The sequence below is a fragment of the Herbiconiux sp. J20-20 genome, from assembly GCF_057365085.1.
The window spans coordinates 2,004,611-2,021,834 of the sequence record NZ_CP195122.1 but is presented as its reverse complement, the minus strand read 5'-3'; the positions used below and the strand labels follow the sequence as shown (position 1 = coordinate 2,021,834).

The window sequence follows — 17,224 nt, the reverse complement described above, 5'->3', positions numbered from 1 at the left end:
CGGGGTGGCGGCGCGTTACCCCAGAATCAGGGCGGTCGCGAGCGCTTGGACCCCTTCACCGCGGCCGGTGAAGCCCAGCCCGTCGCTCGTCGTGGCGGCAACGCTCACCGGCGCCCCGACGAGGGCGGTCAGATGCGCCTCCATCTCGAGGCGACGCGCGGCGAGGCGCGGGCGCTGCGCGACCAGCTGCACCGCCACGTTCTGGATGCGGTAGCCGGCGCCGTCGACGAGCGCGAGAGTCTCGGAGAGGAACACCTCGCTGCGCGCGTCGGCGAAGCGCGGGTCGGCGGTGCCGAAACGGGACCCGATGTCGCCGAGCCCCGCCGCCGAGAGCAGCGCGTCGCAGATGGCGTGGATGACGGCGTCGCCATCGCTGTGCCCCGCGAGCCCCGGCTCGTCCGGCCAGTACAGCCCGCCGAGCCAGAGCGGCGCGCTCTCGTCGTAGGCGTGAACGTCGATTCCGATGCCGGTCCGCATGCGGTCCGCCCCTCCGACCAGGTGCTCGGCCCGCTCCAGATCGGCGGGCGTGGTGATCTTGAATCCGAGCGCGTCGCCGTCGACGGCGACGACGGTGCCGCCCGCCGCCGCGAACAGCGCCGCGTCGTCGGTGTGCTCCTCGATCGCCGCGTCGTAGGCGGTCTGGAGGGCGGCGCGCGGGAAGCCCTGCGGCGTCTGCGCGGCGACCAGTTCGGCGCGGTCCACCGCCTCCAGGATCTCGTCGGCATCCAGCGGGCGGCTCTGCGGCGCGGCGGCGACCCGCTTGAGCGTGTCGACGACGCGCAGCGCCGGCACCACGCCGATGCCGCGGTCTCGCACCGCGCGCGCGACGCGGTCGATCACCGCGCTCGGGGTCAGGGCCCGCGCCGCATCGTGCACGAGCACGACCTCGACCGAGTCGGGCAGCGCCGCCAGCCCGGCGGCGACGGACGCCTGCCGCGTCGACCCCCCGGTGACGACGCGCACGCTCCGATCCGCGCGGTCAGCGATGCGGGTCGCCTCGTCAAGGCGATCGGCGGGCGCGACGACGACGGTCGCGTAGGTCTCGACCGCCTCCGAGACGCCGTCGAGCGCGCGCTCCAGCAGCGTGCGCGCGCCGAGTTCGACGAACGCCTTCGGCGTCGCGTGGCCGAGGCGCGTGCCACTGCCCGCGGCGACGATCACGACACCGAAGGGTGACGGCGCGCCAGAGATCATGCTCCGAATCGTAGTCGGAGCGGGCGCTGCCTCAGGAGGCGAGAACCTCGTCGAGGACCGTCGAGGCCTTCTCTTCGTCGGTCTTCTCGGCGAGCGCGAGCTCGGAGATCAGGATCTGGCGAGCCTTCGCCAGCATCCGCTTCTCGCCCGCGGACAGGCCGCGGTCCTGATCGCGACGCCACAGGTCGCGGACGACCTCGGAGACCTTGATGACGTCACCCGACGCGAGCTTCTCGAGGTTCGCCTTGTAGCGGCGGCTCCAGTTGGTGGGCTCTTCCGTGAACGGCGCGCGAAGCACCTCGAACACGCGGTCCAGGCCTTCCTTGCCGATGACGTCGCGAACGCCGACCAGGTCGACATTCTCCGCGGGCACCTCGATCGTCAGATCACCCTGGGTGACATTGAGCTTGAGGTACAGCTTTTCCTCACCCCGAATGGTGCGCTTCTTTACTTCAATGATCTTTGCCGCCCCGTGATGGGGGTACACGACCGTCTCGCCGACCTCGAACAGCATGGAGTTGTTCCTTCCCGCAGACCTCCCATTTTAGCACAGTCGGGGTACGAGTTAGGATGGCCTAAGCCAGGGGTGCGCCTCGCCCCCGCTAGGCTTGGGGACGCTGTCTACTGTCTGACTCGGAGGGTCTTGTGAACGCACGTGCCGCGATGTCCATTGTGCTGGCCGGCGTCACCGCCGCCGTTCTCGCGGGATGCGGTTTCGTCACCCCGATCGCGACGCAGTTCCAGTACGACCCGAGCGACGGTGTGAGCACCGAGGTCGGCGAGGTCACCGTGCAGAACGTGCTCGTGCTGACCGAGGACGGCCTCGATGGCAACCTGCTCTTCACGGCCGTCAACCACGGCGACGACGCCGTCGATCTCGGCGTCCAGTACGTCGTCGACGGCTCCAAGGTCGACCTGACGCTCGAGCTCGAGCCCAAGTCGTCCACCAACTTCGGCTTCGGCGAGAACGGCCAGCTGCTGCTCGAGGGCATCGACAGCCCGGCGGGAAGCCTGATCGAGCTCTACTTCCAGTACGGCAACGAGGTCGGCAGCCAGATCGACGTGCCCGTCCTCGACGGCTCGCTCGAGCAGTACGCGCCGTACCTGCCGACGCCCACGCCCACGCCGACGACGTACGCGACGACCGAGCCCGAGCCCACCGAGACCCCCGCCCCGTAGCAGGGCGTCGGCGGCCGCGGCCCGCAGCCGGGTCTAGGACTCGAAGCGGTAGCCCAGTCCGCGCACGGTCACCAGCAGCGTCGGCTGCGCCGGATCGGGCTCGATCTTGCTGCGGATCCGCTTGATGTGCACGTCGAGCGTCTTGGTGTCGCCGAAGTAGTCGGCGCCCCACACCCGGTCGATCAGCTGGCCGCGGGTGAGCACCCGCCCGGCATTGCGCAGCAGCAGTTCGAGCAGTTCGAACTCTTTGAGCGGCATCGAGATCTCCGTGCCGTTCACCGCGACCGAGTGGCGTTCGACGTCCATGCGCACGGGTCCCGCCTCGAGGACACCGTCCTGCTCCTCCTCCACGTCGGCACGTCGACGCAGCACGGCACGGATGCGGGCCAGGAGCTCCCGCGAGGAGTACGGCTTGGTGACGTAGTCGTCCGCCCCCAGTTCAAGCCCGACGACGATGTCCACCTCGCTGTCCTTCGCCGTCAGCATGATGATCGGCACCGTGGAACGCGTGCGCAGCTCGCGGCACACCTCGGTGCCGGGAAGCCCGGGCAGCATCAGATCAAGCAGCACCAGATCGGCCCCTTGCCGTTCGAACGCCGCGAGCGCCGCCGGCCCATCGGCCGCCACCTCGGTCTCGTAGCCCTCCCGCTCGAGCAGGAACGCGAGGGGCTCGCTCAGCGAGGGCTCGTCCTCGACGATCAGGATGCGGGTCATAGTGCAGCTCCTTCAGATGGCAAGGCGTTCGGCGGCGGACTCGGGAAGCCGAATCGTGAACGTCGATCCGTTGCCGGTCTGCGACCAGACTCGGACGTCTCCGCCGTGTTGTTTGACGATGTGCTTGACGATGCTGAGCCCGAGGCCCGTGCCACCCGTCTGGCGGCTGCGGGCGCTGTCGAGGCGGAAGAACCGCTCGAAGACGCGGTCGCGCTCTGACTCCGGGATCCCGATGCCCTGATCGGTCACGGCGATCTCGACGACGCCCTCGGAGCGCGTCACGCCCACTCCGACGCGGGAGCCGTCGGGCGAGTACTGGATCGCGTTGACGACGAGGTTGTGCACGGCGGTGATGAGCATGTTCTCGTCGCCGAACACCTGCGCGCCGGCGTCGCCGCCGGTCACCAGCGAGATGCGATGCGCCGCTGCGGCGACACGATTGCGATCGACGGCCTGAGCGATCACCGAGTCGATGTCGACGTTCTCCGCGTCGTGCAGCGCGTCGTCGGCCTGCAGCCTGCTCAGTTCGATGATCTCCTGCGTGAGCCGCGCGAGACGGTCCGCCTCGACCGTCAGCCGCTGGGCGAAGCGACGCACCTCGACGGGCTCATCGGCACTCGCCTCGATCGCCTCGGCGAGAAGGGTGACGGCCCCGATCGGCGTCTTCAGCTCGTGGCTGACGTTCGCGACGAAATCGCGGCGGACCTCATCGAGTCGGTATGCCTCGGTCCGGTCCTCGGCCAGCAGCAGCACATAGCGGGTGCCGAGGCGCGCGACGCGGACCATGATGTGCAGGTTCGCGTCGCCGAACGGCCCGCGAGACAGGTGCAGCTCGCGACTGATCGTCTGGCCGGTGCGCCGCACCTCGTCGGCGAGGGCGAGCAGCTCCGGATGCACGAGCGACTGGTTCCAGACCAGCCCGAAGGAGAGGGCCCCCATCGACGCCTTGACGACGTTGTGCGAGGCATCCAGCACGACCCCGACCGACTCGAGCGCGTCGATGACCTCTTCGACGCCATCGGGGACGGTCGGCGAGACCACCGAGACCGCACGCTGACCGCGCCGATGCGCGAGAACGGCGATGGTGGTGATGCCGATCCCGACGATGAGTCCGAAGAACACAGCGAGGAGCACGAGCCAGCCTTGAGGCATGGGTCTAGATTAGGGGGACAAACGGAGGCGCTCGTCGCCGGTCTCCCGCCAGAGGCCGCGTCGAGCCGCAGTATTCACTCCGCCGACACCGATCGTTCACTTTCGCTCGGAAGGCTGGCGGAGATCGGCGCGGCTCATGCTGCCCGAGACGATGCAAGACGCGAGAGGATCCAAAATGCGCGAGGTGTTCCAGCAAGAGCTGCGAGAGGTGCAGGACCGACTCGTCGAGATCTCGTCCCTCGTGGCCGAGTCGATCGAGAACGCCACGAAGGCGTTCGGCGAGTCGAACGTGGCCCTCGCGGAGAGCGTGATCGAGCAGGACAGCCGCATCGACGCTGCGGCGCTCGCGCTCGACGAGCTGGCGATCCAGATCCTCGCCCGTCAGCAGCCCGTCGCCCGCGACCTGCGCATCGTCGTGACGGCGCTGCGCGTGAGCGCATCGCTCGAGCGGATGGGCGACATGTCGACGCACATCGCACAGCTCGCCCGCTACCGCTTCCCCGAGAAGGTCGTGCCGAAGGGTCTGCGCAAGACGTTCCAGGAGATGGGCGAGCTCGACTGCGAGATCGCGCACAAGCTGACCGAGCTGCTCCGCACCGAGGACGTCAAGCTCGCGGAGGAGATCCGCGACGAGGACGACAAGATCGACGCGCTGCACCTCAGCGTGTTCGACAAGGTGCTCGGCGAGACCTGGAAGGGCGGCGCCGAGGACACGGTGGATGCGACCCTCGCCTCGCGCTACCACGAGCGCTTCGCCGACCACGCCGTCTCGATCGCGAAGAAGATGCAGTACCTGGCGACCGGCGACTGGGCCCCCCAGGACGACTGAGCACAGACCTCAACGACGAAGCGCGTCACCCCGCGGGGATGACGCGCTTCGTCGTTCTCGGGGCGCTGCGCCCTACTTCTTGCCCTGGCTGGCGACCGCGGCGGCACCGGCGGCGGCGGCCTCCGGGTCGAGGTAGCGGCCCGGCGCGAGCGGACGGTAGTTGTCGTCGAGCTCGTAGACGAGCGGAATGCCAGTCGGGATGTTCAGCTCGGAGATCTCGTCATCCGCGATGTCCTCCAGGTGCTTGACGAGGGCGCGCAGCGAGTTGCCGTGCGCGGTCACCAGCACCGTCTCGCCGGCGGCGAGGCTGGGGATGATGTCGGACTCCCAGTACGGCAGCATCCGCTCGATCACGATCTTGAGGCTCTCGGTGCGCGGCACCTCGCCGTCGATGTTCGCGTAGCGCTCGTCGTGCACCTGGCTGTACTCGGCGTCGTCGTCGAGCGGCGGCGGCGGGGTGTCGAAGCTGCGGCGCCAGGTCATGAACTGCTCCTGGCCGTACTTCTCCAGCGTCTCGGCCTTGTCGAGGCCCTGCAGCGAGCCGTAGTGGCGCTCGTTGAGGCGCCAGGAGCGCTTGACCGGAATCCAGAGCCGGTCGGCCTCCTCCAGCGCGAGGTTCGCGGTCTGGATGGCGCGGGTCAGGAGGCTCGTGTAGAGGATCGTCGGCGCGAGGCCGGACTCGGCGAGCAGCTCGCCGGCACGCTTCGCCTCGGTGACGCCCTGGTCACTCAAGCGGACGTCGACCCACCCGGTGAACAGGTTCTTTTGGTTCCAGTCGGAATTGCCGTGACGAAGAAGGATGAGCGTGGTGGTCATGCCGCCAGCCTACCGAGACAAGAATGGACGCATGCCAAGATCCACCTCGCCGCAGGGGCGCATCACCCGCGGGACGACCGGGGTGAACCGTCTGCGGCGCGTGGACCGCTGGGTGGCGCAGCTGCCCGCGTTCCGTTCCGCGGACGCCCCGCTCGTCGTCGATCTGGGCTATGGCGCCTCCGCGCGCACGACTCTCGAACTGCACGAGCGTCTGGCCCGCGTGAAGCCGAACGTGGAGGTCGTCGGCATCGAGATCGACCCGGAGCGAGTGCGGCTCGCGAACGCCGAGGCGAAGCCCGGGGTGAGCTTCCGACTCGGCGGCTTCGAGACCCCGCTCGACGGGCGGCGCGCCACGGTCATCCGGGCGCTCAACGTGCTGCGCCAGTACGACGAGTCGGAGGTGGAGGCGGCCTGGGCGACCATGCGTGCGCGCCTCGCCCCCGGCGGCGCGCTCGTCGAGGGCACCTGCAACGAGGTGGGGCGCGTCGCCAGCTGGGTGACGCTGGATGCGGCAGGACCGGTGACCTTCACCATCTCTCTCCGACTGGCCGAACTGGACGCCCCCTCGATCGTGGCCGAGCGGCTGCCCAAGGCGCTCATCCACCGCAACGTGCCGGGCGAGCGCATCCACGACCTGCTGACGACGCTCGACCGCCTGTGGGCGACGCACGCGCCGCTCGGCGTCTACGGGCCCACGCAGCGCTGGATCGCCGTCGCCGAATCGCTGCGGGCCGAGGGCTGGCCGGTGCTCGGCGCGCGGTCGCGCTGGAAGCTCGGCGAGCTGACGGTGCCGTGGAGCGCCGTCGCACCGGCCTGAGTCAGGAGACCGGCGGCAGCAGCTTCCGCGCCTCGTCGATCGGCATGCCCGCGCCGACGAGCAGATCGACCACCAGCGGGCGCAGCAGCAGCAGCACGGTGGCGTCGGTGACGACGAGGGCGCCCGGCAGGCTCACCGCCGGGTCGAGCCGGGCCGCGAGCGAAGAGAGCACGCCGCGCGCCGACTCGGCGATCTCCAGCTCGACGACGGTGCGGGCGTCGAGCGCGGTCGCGAGCAGGCGCATCGCCGCCGACAGGTCGGCCACGAGCCCGGCGAGCGCGGGTCGCGGAACCCCGTCGCGCACCAGGAACTCGATGCGCCGGGCCACCAGCCGCAGGTGCCGACTCGCGAGGTCGGCCGTGGCCTGCAGCCGTTGCTGACGGCGCACCATGACGAGGTGACGGCGCAGGAACGGCGAGAGCCGTGTCACCGAGACCGCGGTGTCGGCCGAGGCCGCCCACTCATCCAGCAGCGGCTGGGTGCGTCGCAGCCGCGCCAGGGCGAGCTCCGCCGCCGCCGGATCGGCGTCGGCCAGCGCGTCGCGCACCGAGCCGAGCGCCTCGTCGAAGACCGAGAACACCCGGCGCCCGTCGCGCGCCGCCTGGCGGCGTGGATCGCGCGGAATGAGCGCTGTCACGAGCAGCGCCACGACGCCGCCGACGAGACCGTCGAGGGTGCGCCCGAACGGGCTCCCGTCGATCTGCGGCAGCAGCACGACGAGCGCGGCCGGGATCGCGGTGGCGAGCGCGAAGGCGGGATTCGGTGACACGGCGCGCGCCACCACGAAGGTGACCAGCATCGCCACCAGCAGCTGCCAGAGGCCCGCCCCGAGCAGCACCATGAACGCATTGGCGAGCGCGATGCCCAAGAGGATCGCGAGCACGCTGGCCGCCACCCGACGGGGCCGGGCGTCGCGCGAGAAGCCGAGGGAGGAGACGACGACCGTCACCGCGAGCACCGGCAACTGGTGACCCAGGCCCCAGTGCGCGATCGAATAGGAGGCGGCGATGCCGGCCAGGATCTGCAGGATCGCCGGCAGCGACTCCCACACGCGTCGGAGCGCCGCCCGCGCGTCAATCCGGCGACGCACGCGTCGCTCCAGAGCACGCAGGTTGCCGAGACCGTCCACGGTCACTCGCGACGGACGGCGCCGAGCCGCGGCAGGCGCGGGACGTTGGCAGATGCTCCCGCCTCCGGCGGAACGACGACCTCCTGGGCGGCGGCCAGCAGCGTGCCGTCCTCGGTCGCGACGGTGAGCTCTGCGTCGACCGGGGCCGACCGCTTCACCACGGCGAGCGCGATCGGGCCCAGCTCGTGGTGGCGGGCGGCGCTCGTCACGCGACCGACGACCTTCTCACCCGAACGCACCTCATCGCCCGCGGCGGCGGCAACGCCCTCGCTGCCATCGAGGTGCAGAAACACCAGGCGGCGCGGCGGATGGCCGAGGTTGTGCACCTTCGCCACCGTCTCCTGGCCGCGGTAGCAGCCCTTGGCCAGATGCACGGCCGACCGCAGCCAGTCGAGCTCGTGCGGCAACGTGGTGGTGTCGAGCTCGGTTGCGGCGCGGGGTCGCCAGGCGGCGATGCGCAGTGCCTCGAGCGCGAAGCTTCCGGCGACGGGGGTGCCGGTCGCCGCCAGCTCGGCGAGGCGGTCGCGCGGCACGAGCGCCTCCAGCGCGCGCCACTCGGCGCCCGGATGCCCCTCGGCGGCCGCGTAGGAGTGGCCGCCCGCGGCGACCTCGGCCCAGCCGTCCTGCCAGATCAGCGGAACGCCGTGCGGTGCGGCGGCGAACTCGGCGAGCGCGGCCGGCACCTCGCCGAGCGCACCCACGGTCGCGAACTCGGCGGTGCGGTCGGCGACCTCGACGCGGAGCATGAAGCGCATCCGGTCGAGGAAGGCGCGGAAGCCCTCGCCGAGACCCGCGTCGAGCAGCAGCCAGGTGGTCTCGCCGTCGTCGAAGACCCGCGCGACGAACTCGATGCGCCCGCTCGGGTCGAGCAGCAGGGTCTCGCTGGAGCCGCCGGGCGCGAGCCGCGTCAGCGCTTGCGAGGTGAGCGAGTCGAGCCAGCTCAGCCGGTCGTCGCCGGTGATCGACAGCACGTCGCGGTCGGAGAGGTCGACGATCGCCTCGCCGCGGTCGAGGGCGCGCTGCTCGGCGATCGGGTTGCCGTAGTGCTCGGGCGGGGAGCCAACGGCACCGGGGAGGAGAGCGAAGGGGGTCGCGGTTTCGACAGGCTCAACCCGCTCAGGCGGCTCAACCCGCTCAGTCGACACGAGCGAGCCTTCCGGAGGCGTGCGTGCGCAGGTCGTGGCCGAGGGCTGCGATGTCCCACGCCCAGAGCAGGTGGTCGTCGACGAGTCCGTAGATGCGGGTCGCGGCCGAGTAGTCCTTGGCGCTGGCGGTGCGCACCACGGCATCCGTCGCCAGATCGATGCGCGGTCCGGCAACCGCCCCGAGGTAGAGCTCGCTGACGCCCGCCGCGTGCAGAATCGACACCTCGATGTCGAAGGAGCCGGCGGCGTTCCGCAGCGTCTCCACCTGCTCGGCCGTCGTGAACTCCGACTCGCCGACGCCCGGGATCATGCCCGGGCCGGGGTCGGCCGCGGTCGCGGGTCGCGCCAGGCTCCAGTAGCCCAGCTCGGAGAAGTACGGCAGGGCCTCCGAGGCCTCGGCCTCCGCATCCAGCGCCCACACCGTGCAGCTGTACTGCAGGTGACGTCCGCCGTCATGGCTGAAGGCGATCCGCTGCCCGAACTCGCCCTCGTGCATCTGATCGCCGGCACGGTAGGCGAGCACGCCGGTGCCTTCCCACACGCCGATCAGCCAGGAGAGCGGGACGAGCTCTGCCGGAACCGCCGGGTCGAGCTCGAACATGCCCTAGCGCTGCCCGCGGAAGAGGTTGTACACCACGACGACGGAGACGAAGCCGATCGACAGCGTCGCGAGACCGAGGAGCGCGATGAAGAAGAGTTCGAGGGCGAGCATGGTCTCAGTCTAGTGAGGGGAGCAGGGCCACGTCGGGGTGAACGGCGATCAGCACCAGGGATGCCACCACCAGGATCACGAGCCCGCCGCCGAGGCTTGCGATCATGCGCGTCACGAAGCCCTCCCGACGGTGGATCGCCAGCTGGATCGCCGAGGTCATGATGACCAGCGCGCCCAGCACGACGGGGATCCAGACCAGGAACGCGGAGCCCGCGAAGACCCCCACCAGCACGGCGCCGACGAGCGCCGCACCCCAGACGATGCCGATGCTCCCACGTAGCCAGTTCACGCGCCCATAGTATGCGTCACTACACTGTCCCCAGACTCTCGGGAGGGTGTTCGTGGCACAGTTGTTGATTCTGACCTCTACGGTCGACAGCGACGTGTTGCCCGCGCTCGGACTTCTGAACCACCGCACGCGCAGCATTCCCGCCGAACCGGCGTCGCTCGTGACGGCGCCGACCGCCGACCTGATTCTGGTGGATGCGCGACTCGATCTGGCCAGCGCGAAGTCGCTGTGCAAGATCCTCGTCACCACCGGCGTCACCGTTCCCGTCCTGCTCGTGCTCACCGAGGGCGGGCTGACCGCGGTGCAGTCCGACTGGGGTGTCGACGACGTGATCCTCGAATCGGCCGGGCCCGCCGAGGTGGATGCGCGCATCCGCCTGGCGATCGGCCGCCTCACCGAAGACAAGTCGTCGAGCAAGATCCAGACCTCGGGCGTCATCATCGACGAGGCGAGCTACTCCGCCAAGGTGCACGGTCGCCCGCTCGACCTCACCTACAAGGAGTTCGAGCTCCTCCGCTTCTTCGCCTCCCACCCGAGCCGGGTGTTCACCCGCGAGCAGCTGCTCAGCGAGGTATGGGGCTATGACTACTTCGGCGGCACCCGCACGGTCGATGTGCACGTGCGACGACTGCGCGCCAAGCTCGGCGATCTGGAGTCGCTCATCGGCACGGTGCGCAACGTCGGCTACCGATTCAACGTTTATGAAGATGATGAGAGACTCACGCCAGCGGGCTGAGCTTTAACCTGTCGTTCATTGAGCGGTGCCAGGATGGTGAAGTGGACGACATCAACCCCCTCGGCGACCCGACGATCGCGGCCGACCTCCTCGACGACTACGAGGCAGAGCCGGTGCTCGTCGATGACGGGACTCTTCCCCACGACCGCTTCCTCGACCGCGAGCTGAGCTGGCTGGCGTTCAACCAGCGCGTGCTGGAGCTCGCCGAGGACGAGAGCCTGCCGATTCTGGAGCGCGCCAACTTCCTGGCGATCTTCTCCTCCAACCTCGATGAGTTCTTCATGGTGCGCGTCGCCGGCCTGAAGCGGCGCATCGCGACCGGCCTCGCGGTGCCGACGAACGTGGGGCGCGCGCCGAGCGATGTGCTCGCCGACATCAGCGCCAAGGCGCACGAGCTGCAGGACCGTCACGCCCGCGCCTTCGGCGAGCTGGTGAAGCCCGCCCTCGACGCCGCCGACATCCACATTGAGCACTGGACCGATCTGGAGGAGCGCGACCGGGTGCGGGTCGACGAGATCTTCTCGAGCCAGATCTTCCCGGTGCTGATGCCGCTCGCGGTCGACCCCGCGCATCCGTTCCCCTACATCTCTGGCCTCTCGCTCAACCTCTCGGTGCGGGTGCGCAACCCGAAGACCGACAAGGAGGAGTTCGCGCGCCTCAAGGTGCCGACGAACCTTCCGCGCTTCGTCAAGCTGCCGGATGACGGCACCGGCCGCCTGCGCTACCTCCCCCTCGAGGACGTGATCGCCAACCACCTGAGCGAGCTGTTCCCGGGGATGGAGATCCTCGCCCACCACACCTTCCGCGTCACCCGCAACGAGGACGTCGTGGTCGAGGAGGACGAGAGCGAGAACCTGATCCAGGCGCTCGAGAAGGAGCTGCTGCGGCGTCGCTTCGGCCCGCCGATCCGGCTCGAGATCACCGACGACATGGACGAGGTGACGCTCGGCCTGCTGATGAGCGAGCTGCAGATCACCGCGCAGGAGGTGTTCCGCCTGCCGGCGCCGCTCGACCTCGGGGGGCTCTTCGAGCTGATGAAGCTCGACCGCCCCGAGCTCAAGTACCCGAAGCACGTGCCGACCACGAGCGTGCACCTGCAGCCGGCCGACCCGACCGCGGCGCCCGACATCTTCGCCTCGATCGACCGCGGCGACGTGCTGCTGCACCACCCCTACGAGTCGTTCGCGACGAGCGTTCAGGCGTTCCTCGAGCAGGCCGCCGCCGACCCGAACGTGCTTGCCATCAAGCAGACCCTCTACCGCACGAGCGGTGACAGCCCGATCGTCGAGGCGCTGATCGCCGCGGCGCAGTCCGGCAAGGCGGTGCTCGCCCTGGTCGAGATCAAGGCCCGCTTCGACGAGCAGGCCAACATCTCCTGGGCGCGCAAGCTGGAGAAGGCCGGCGTGCACGTCGTCTATGGCCTCGTCGGGCTGAAGACCCACTGCAAGCTCGCGCTGGTGATCCGCCAGGAGGGCAGCGAGCTGCGGCACTACAGCCACATCGGCACGGGCAACTACAACCCCAAGACCAGCCGGATCTACGAGGACTTCGGTCTGCTGACCGCCGACAACCAGGTCGGCAAGGACCTCACCCGGCTGTTCAACGAGCTCTCCGGCTACGCGATCGAGAAGAAGTTCAAGCGTCTGCTCGTCGCGCCGCTGCACCTGCGCAAGGGCCTGCTCAAGCACATCAACGCCGAGGCCAAGAACGCCCGCGAGGGCAAGCCGAGCGGCATCCGCATCAAGGTGAACTCGATGGTCGACGAGGCCATCATCGACGCGCTGTACCGGGCCAGCCAGGCGGGCGTGCCCGTCGACGTCTGGGTGCGCGGCATCTGCTCCCTGCGGCCCGGGGTGCCGGGGCTGTCGGAGACGATCCGGGTGCGCAGCATCCTCGGCCGCTACCTGGAGCACTCGCGCATCTTCGCCTTCCACCACGCCGGCGACCCGCTGGTGTTCATCGGCAGCGCCGACATGATGCACCGCAATCTCGACCGCCGCGTCGAGGCGCTCGTGCGCCTCACCGAGCCGGAGCACATCGACGAGCTCACCACCCTGTTCGAGCAGGCGATGTCGGAGCAGACGGATGCCTGGCACCTCGGCGAGGACGGCGTGTGGGTGCGCCACGACCGCGACGCCTCCGGCGAACCGCTGCTCGACCTGCAAGACGACGTGATGCGCCAAATCGGGGAACGACGCCGGGGGAGCCTGCGATGACCGCCAACAACACCGTGCTCGCGGCGGGAGCCGTCGTCTGGCACGAGCTGCCGGACGGCCGGATCGAGATCCTCGTCGTCTACCGCACGCAGCACCGCGACCTGTCGCTGCCCAAGGGCAAGGTCGACCCCGGGGAGTCGCTCCCGCAGACCGCCGCCCGCGAGGTGGAGGAGGAGACCGGCCTCGCGCTCGCGCTCGGGGTGCCGCTCGGCACCGTGGACTACACGCTGCCCAACGGTCGACCCAAGCGCGTCTACTACTGGGCGGCCGAGGCCGACCGGGATGCGATTGCGAACTCGACCTTCAGCTCGAACGACGAGATCGAGGAGCTGCGCTGGGTCAGCCTCGACACGGCGCGCGAGATCCTGAGCTACGAGCATGATGTCGACGTGGTCGACCGCTTCGCGGGGCTCGTGGCGACCTCGAGCGCCCGCACCTTCGCCATCATCGCGGTGCGGCACGGCAAGGCCGTCGCCCCGCACGAGTGGCGCGGCCCCGACGCGAGCCGACCGCTCATGCCGCGCGGGCACGAGCAGGCCCGCCGCGCGGCCGCCGGCATCGCCGCGTTCCGCCCCCGCAAGCTGATCTCGTCGACGGCCGCCCGCTGCCTCACCACGATCGCCCCGGTGGCGGCGTCGACCGGGCTGCCGGTGAAGCTCTCCGACAAGATCAGCCAGGACGCGTTCCAGCCCTCGGGCAAGGCCGTCAACTCGGTCGTGCGCAAGCGGCTCAAGCGCCGACAGACGGTCGTGCTGTGCAGTCACGGTCCGGTGCTGCCGCAGGTCATCGAGGCGGTCGCCTCCCATGGCGGGGATCGGAAGCTGGACCAGCTGCCCCGCGCCAAGGCGCTCGGCACCGGCGAGTTCGCCGTGCTGCACGTCGCGACCGACCGTCCGGATGCCGGGATCGTCGCCATCGAGGTGCACAACCCCTTCGAGTGACGCGGGTGGCTATTCGCGGCTCGTTCACCTTCCGTTCACCATCCGGGTCGAGTCTGGACACGAGACGTTCTTAGCGTGACCTGCGGGTCGCACCGACCCTCACCTGAATCCAGACATTCCCGAAGGGAACACAGTGAACATCACGCGCATCGGCAGCGTTGCTGCCATTGCCATCGCAAGCACCCTCGTGCTCGCGTCTTGTGCCGGAGCCAGCGAAGGCGGCGAGGGCAGCAGCGACCTCACCGGCACGCTCATCGGCGCCGGCGCCTCGTCGCAGCAGTCGGCTCAGGAGGCCTGGGTCGTCGGCTTCCAGACCGCGAACCCGGATGTCACCGTCGAGTACGACCCGATCGGTTCGGGTGGCGGCCGCGAGACCTTCATCGGCGGCGGAAGCCAGTTCGCCGGTTCCGACCGTGCGTTCAAGGTCGAGGAGATCGCCGAGGACAACTTCGCCTCCTGCGTCGCGGGCACCGGCATCCTCGAGATCCCGGCCTACATCTCGCCGATCGCCGTCATGTTCAACCTCGACGGCATCGACTCGCTGAACATGGACGGCGCCACGATCGCCGGCATCTTCGCGGGTGAGATCACCAACTGGAGCGACGAGGCCATCGTCGCGCAGAACGAGGGCGTCGAACTGCCCGACCTCGCGATCACGGCCGTTCACCGCGCCGATGACTCGGGCACCACGGCCAACTTCACGGACTACCTCGCGGCCGTTGCGCCCGACGTGTGGACCGTGGGCCAGATCGAGACCTGGCCGACCGAGTACGGCGGAGAGGCTGCCCCGCAGACCTCCGGCGTGATCGACGCCGTCACCAACGGCACCGGCACCATCGGCTACGCCGACGCCTCGCGCGCCGGTGACCTCGGCACCGTCGCGGTCAAGGTCGGCGACGAGTACGTTCCGTACTCGCCCGAGGCCGCTGCCGCCATCATCGACGCTTCGCCGCGCGAAGAGGGCCGTGGCGACACCGACATGGCGATCTCGGTCGACCGCTCCTCGAGCGCGCCGAACGTGTACCCGATCGTTCTCGTCAGCTACCTCATCGCGTGCAACGAGTACGCCGAGGGTGCCCCGGTTGAGCTCGTGAAGGCGTACCTCTCCTACGTGATCAGCGCTGACGGCCAGGCGCTCGCCGCCGAGTCGGCCGGCTCGGCCCCGATCTCGGAGGCGCTCTTCACCGAGGCGCAGGCCGCGATCGACGCGATCAAGTAGCACGCAGTTCCCCAATCGGCCCCGCCGCTCGTTAGATTGAACGGCGGGGCCGGTTTCTTCCCCCTCGCGCTTCCCCTTACGCCCGACACGGAGCACACTCGAGATCATGTCTTCCCCCGCTGCGAAGCTTCGCCCCAAGTCCGCTCAGCGGCCCGGAGACCGGGTCTTCTCCGCCAGCGCACTGACCGCCGGAAGCCTGATCCTCGCGATCCTCGCCGCGGTCGCAGGCTTCCTCATCCTTGAAGGCATCCCCGGCGTTCTCGCCGACCCGAACGATGTGTCGATCTTCGACGACGGCGTCGACTTCGTCTCGTTCGTCATCCCCCTCATCTTCGGCACGCTGTGGGCGGCGGCGCTCGCCCTCGTCATGGCGATGCCGATCGCGCTCGGCATCGCGCTGTTCATCTCCCACTACGCCCCGCGCAAGCTGGCCGCCGGCCTCGGCTACACCATCGACCTGCTGGCTGCGGTGCCCTCGGTGGTCTTCGGACTCTGGGGCGCCAACGTGCTGGCCCCCATGATCCAGCCGGCTTACACCTGGCTCGCCGAGAACCTCGGCTTCATCCCGCTGTTCGCCGGCCCCGCCTCCGGAACCGGCCGCACCATCCTGACCGCCGCCATCGTGCTCGCCGTCATGGTGCTGCCGATCATCACCGCGATCAGCCGCGAAGTCTTCCTGCAGACGCCGCGCCTCTACGAGGAGGCCGCTCTGGCGCTGGGTGCCACGCGCTGGGAGGTCATCCGCACGGTCGTGCTGCCGTTCGGTCGACCGGGCGTCATCTCGGGCGCGATGCTGGGCCTCGGCCGCGCACTCGGCGAGACGATGGCCGTCGCCATGGTGCTCTCCGGCAGCGGCATCATCAGCTTCGACCTGATCAGCTCGGTCAACCCCACCACAATCGCCGCCAACGTCGCGCTGCGCTTCCCCGAGGCCTACGGCATCAACGTCAACGTCCTCATCGCGACCGGCCTCATCCTGTTCGCGATCACGCTCATCGTGAACTCGATCGCGCGCTACATCGTCAACCGTCGCAAAGAATTCTCGGGAGCCAACTGATGTCGAGCGCCACCGCCACGTCGCCGGTCACGAACGCGTTCGCGGCGAGCCGTCTGCCTCGCTTCTCGACCCTCTGGATCCTGCTCGCGAGCCTTGCGGTCTCGAGCGTCGTGGTCGGGCTGGTCACGATGGCCGGCGACGCCGAGTTCAACGTCGGCCTCGCCGTGTTCTTCGGCGCGGTGATCTTCGCCGTCGCCAACTACGTGATCTCGCTCCTGGTCGAAGGTCCTCGCCGTGCGGCCGACCGTCTCGTCACGACCCTGGTCGTCGCCGCCTTCACGGTGGCAATGATCCCGCTCATCTCGCTCGTCTACACCGTCGTCGTGATGGGCTCGGGCCGCATCGACTGGGACTTCTTCACCCTGTCGATGCGCAACGTCCTCGGCGAGGGCGGCGGCGCGGCGCACGCGATCGTCGGCACGCTGCTCATGACCGGGCTCGCGACCGTCATCTCGGTGCCGATCGGCCTGCTCACCTCGATCTACCTCGTCGAGTACGGCCGCGGCCGCCTCGCCCAGGCGATCACCTTCTTCGTCGACGTCATGACGGGCATTCCCTCGATCGTCGCCGGCCTGTTCGCCTTCGCCCTGTTCGAGCTGATCCTCGGCCCCGGAACGCGCGTCGGCCTCTCGGGCGCGATCGCGCTCACGGTGCTGATGCTCCCCGTCGTGGTGCGCTCCAGCGAAGAGATCCTGCGCCTCGTGCCGAACGAACTCCGGGAGGCCTCGTACGCGCTCGGCGTGCCGAAGTGGCTGACCATCCTCAAGGTGGTCATCCCGACCTCGATCGCGGGCATCTCGACCGGCGTCATGCTGTCGATCGCGCGCGTCATCGGCGAGACGGCCCCGCTGCTCATCGCGGCCGGCTTCTCGAACAACTTCAACTACGACCTGACCGAGGGCCGCATGCAGAGCCTGCCGGTCTACGTGTACTACTCGTACATCAGCCAGGGCACCGACTTCGCGCCGTACATCGAGCGCGCCTGGGCCGGTGCGCTGACCCTCATCGCCATCGTCATGATCCTGAACCTGATCGCGCGTCTCGTCGCACGAATCTTCGCCCCCAAGCTCGGTCGCTGA

Annotated in this window: 18 protein-coding genes; 9 read left to right on the top strand and 9 right to left on the bottom strand. The window is 69.5% G+C overall.

Features of this window, described 5'->3' with window-relative positions; translation table 11 throughout:
• Nucleotides 1-15: 15 nt before the first annotated feature.
• Nucleotides 16-1,194, bottom strand: coding sequence for a 2-C-methyl-D-erythritol 4-phosphate cytidylyltransferase (ispD, locus tag ACR3ZA_RS09800; protein WP_473661776.1), 1,179 nt, complete (start codon nt 1,192-1,194; stop codon nt 16-18).
• A gap of 31 nt (nt 1,195-1,225) precedes the next feature.
• A complete protein-coding gene (locus tag ACR3ZA_RS09795; RefSeq protein ID WP_294180050.1) occupies nt 1,226-1,708 on the bottom strand; it encodes a CarD family transcriptional regulator in 483 nt (160 codons plus the stop codon).
• Between the two features lie 131 nt (nt 1,709-1,839).
• Here ACR3ZA_RS09795 and ACR3ZA_RS09790 point away from each other — a divergent pair, with 131 nt between their 5' ends.
• Entirely contained in the window at nt 1,840-2,373 is a 534-nt protein-coding gene (locus ACR3ZA_RS09790) for a hypothetical protein (protein WP_473661775.1), read from the top strand.
• A gap of 33 nt (nt 2,374-2,406) precedes the next feature.
• Here ACR3ZA_RS09790 and ACR3ZA_RS09785 read toward each other — a convergent pair whose 3' ends face one another.
• Together ACR3ZA_RS09785 and ACR3ZA_RS09780 are read right to left on the bottom strand one after the other, a co-directional pair.
• Nucleotides 2,407-3,087, bottom strand: coding sequence for a response regulator (locus ACR3ZA_RS09785; RefSeq protein WP_473661774.1), 681 nt, complete (start codon nt 3,085-3,087; stop codon nt 2,407-2,409).
• A gap of 12 nt (nt 3,088-3,099) precedes the next feature.
• Nucleotides 3,100-4,239, bottom strand: coding sequence for an ATP-binding protein (locus ACR3ZA_RS09780; RefSeq protein ID WP_473661773.1), 1,140 nt, complete (start codon nt 4,237-4,239; stop codon nt 3,100-3,102).
• A 175-nt stretch (nt 4,240-4,414) separates the two neighbouring features.
• Here ACR3ZA_RS09780 and phoU point away from each other — a divergent pair, with 175 nt between their 5' ends.
• Nucleotides 4,415-5,068, top strand: coding sequence for a phosphate signaling complex protein PhoU (gene phoU, locus ACR3ZA_RS09775; RefSeq protein WP_473661772.1), 654 nt, complete (start codon nt 4,415-4,417; stop codon nt 5,066-5,068).
• 72 nt (nt 5,069-5,140) lie between these two features.
• Here phoU and ACR3ZA_RS09770 read toward each other — a convergent pair whose 3' ends face one another.
• Nucleotides 5,141-5,884: a phosphoglyceromutase gene (locus ACR3ZA_RS09770; protein ID WP_473553845.1), complete on the bottom strand. Its 744-nt coding sequence runs from the start codon at nt 5,882-5,884 to the stop codon at nt 5,141-5,143.
• Nucleotides 5,885-5,915: 31 nt separating this feature from the next.
• Here ACR3ZA_RS09770 and ACR3ZA_RS09765 point away from each other — a divergent pair, with 31 nt between their 5' ends.
• Complete coding sequence (locus tag ACR3ZA_RS09765; protein WP_473661771.1) at nt 5,916-6,701, top strand: methyltransferase domain-containing protein; 786 nt, start codon at nt 5,916-5,918, stop codon at nt 6,699-6,701.
• A 1-nt stretch (nt 6,702) separates the two neighbouring features.
• Here ACR3ZA_RS09765 and ACR3ZA_RS09760 read toward each other — a convergent pair whose 3' ends face one another.
• The 4 genes from ACR3ZA_RS09760 to ACR3ZA_RS09745 form a co-directional block, all read right to left on the bottom strand.
• Complete coding sequence (locus ACR3ZA_RS09760; protein WP_473661770.1) at nt 6,703-7,791, bottom strand: FUSC family protein; 1,089 nt, start codon at nt 7,789-7,791, stop codon at nt 6,703-6,705.
• 41 nt (nt 7,792-7,832) lie between these two features.
• Nucleotides 7,833-8,975 (bottom strand): CAF17-like 4Fe-4S cluster assembly/insertion protein YgfZ, encoded by a 1,143-nt coding sequence (gene ygfZ / locus ACR3ZA_RS09755; RefSeq protein ID WP_473661769.1) that lies wholly within the window; start codon nt 8,973-8,975, stop codon nt 7,833-7,835.
• Nucleotides 8,965-9,576 (bottom strand): heme-binding beta-barrel domain-containing protein, encoded by a 612-nt coding sequence (locus ACR3ZA_RS09750; RefSeq protein WP_473661768.1) that lies wholly within the window; start codon nt 9,574-9,576, stop codon nt 8,965-8,967. Before ACR3ZA_RS09750 ends, ygfZ begins: the two co-directional genes overlap by 11 nt.
• A 115-nt stretch (nt 9,577-9,691) precedes the next feature.
• On the bottom strand, nt 9,692-9,976 hold the full coding sequence (locus ACR3ZA_RS09745) for a hypothetical protein (RefSeq protein WP_473661767.1): 285 nt from the start codon (nt 9,974-9,976) through the stop codon (nt 9,692-9,694).
• 52 nt (nt 9,977-10,028) lie between these two features.
• On the opposite strand from ACR3ZA_RS09745, the gene ACR3ZA_RS09740 reads away from it, so the two are divergent.
• The 6 genes from ACR3ZA_RS09740 (at nt 10,029) to pstA (ending at nt 17,224) form a co-directional block, all read left to right on the top strand.
• Complete coding sequence (locus ACR3ZA_RS09740) at nt 10,029-10,712, top strand: winged helix-turn-helix domain-containing protein (protein WP_473661766.1); 684 nt, start codon at nt 10,029-10,031, stop codon at nt 10,710-10,712.
• A gap of 41 nt (nt 10,713-10,753) precedes the next feature.
• Nucleotides 10,754-12,928, top strand: a complete 2,175-nt coding sequence (locus ACR3ZA_RS09735; protein WP_473661765.1) for an RNA degradosome polyphosphate kinase — start codon at nt 10,754-10,756, stop codon at nt 12,926-12,928.
• Nucleotides 12,925-13,869, top strand: a complete 945-nt coding sequence (locus ACR3ZA_RS09730; protein ID WP_473661764.1) for an NUDIX domain-containing protein — start codon at nt 12,925-12,927, stop codon at nt 13,867-13,869. The genes ACR3ZA_RS09735 and ACR3ZA_RS09730 overlap by 4 nt, the downstream gene beginning before the upstream one ends.
• A gap of 133 nt (nt 13,870-14,002) precedes the next feature.
• On the top strand, nt 14,003-15,088 hold the full coding sequence (locus tag ACR3ZA_RS09725; protein WP_473661763.1) for an extracellular solute-binding protein: 1,086 nt from the start codon (nt 14,003-14,005) through the stop codon (nt 15,086-15,088).
• Between the two features lie 106 nt (nt 15,089-15,194).
• Nucleotides 15,195-16,145 (top strand): phosphate ABC transporter permease subunit PstC, encoded by a 951-nt coding sequence (gene pstC, locus ACR3ZA_RS09720; protein WP_473661762.1) that lies wholly within the window; start codon nt 15,195-15,197, stop codon nt 16,143-16,145.
• Nucleotides 16,145-17,224, top strand: a complete 1,080-nt coding sequence (pstA, locus tag ACR3ZA_RS09715; RefSeq protein WP_473661761.1) for a phosphate ABC transporter permease PstA — start codon at nt 16,145-16,147, stop codon at nt 17,222-17,224. Before pstC ends, pstA begins: the two co-directional genes overlap by 1 nt.

Coding starts and splice junctions, on each gene's coding strand:
- ispD (WP_473661776.1), bottom strand. CDS start 1,194: ATGATCTCTGGCGCGCCGTCACCCTTCGGTGTCGTGATCGTCGCCGCG.
- ACR3ZA_RS09795 (WP_294180050.1), bottom strand. CDS start 1,708: ATGCTGTTCGAGGTCGGCGAGACGGTCGTGTACCCCCATCACGGGGCG.
- ACR3ZA_RS09785 (WP_473661774.1), bottom strand. CDS start 3,087: ATGACCCGCATCCTGATCGTCGAGGACGAGCCCTCGCTGAGCGAGCCC.
- ACR3ZA_RS09780 (WP_473661773.1), bottom strand. CDS start 4,239: ATGCCTCAAGGCTGGCTCGTGCTCCTCGCTGTGTTCTTCGGACTCATC.
- phoU (WP_473661772.1), top strand. CDS start 4,415: ATGCGCGAGGTGTTCCAGCAAGAGCTGCGAGAGGTGCAGGACCGACTC.
- ACR3ZA_RS09770 (WP_473553845.1), bottom strand. CDS start 5,884: ATGACCACCACGCTCATCCTTCTTCGTCACGGCAATTCCGACTGGAAC.
- ACR3ZA_RS09765 (WP_473661771.1), top strand. CDS start 5,916: ATGCCAAGATCCACCTCGCCGCAGGGGCGCATCACCCGCGGGACGACC.
- ACR3ZA_RS09750 (WP_473661768.1), bottom strand. CDS start 9,576: ATGTTCGAGCTCGACCCGGCGGTTCCGGCAGAGCTCGTCCCGCTCTCC.
- ACR3ZA_RS09730 (WP_473661764.1), top strand. CDS start 12,925: ATGACCGCCAACAACACCGTGCTCGCGGCGGGAGCCGTCGTCTGGCAC.
- pstC (WP_473661762.1), top strand. CDS start 15,195: ATGTCTTCCCCCGCTGCGAAGCTTCGCCCCAAGTCCGCTCAGCGGCCC.
- pstA (WP_473661761.1), top strand. CDS start 16,145: ATGTCGAGCGCCACCGCCACGTCGCCGGTCACGAACGCGTTCGCGGCG.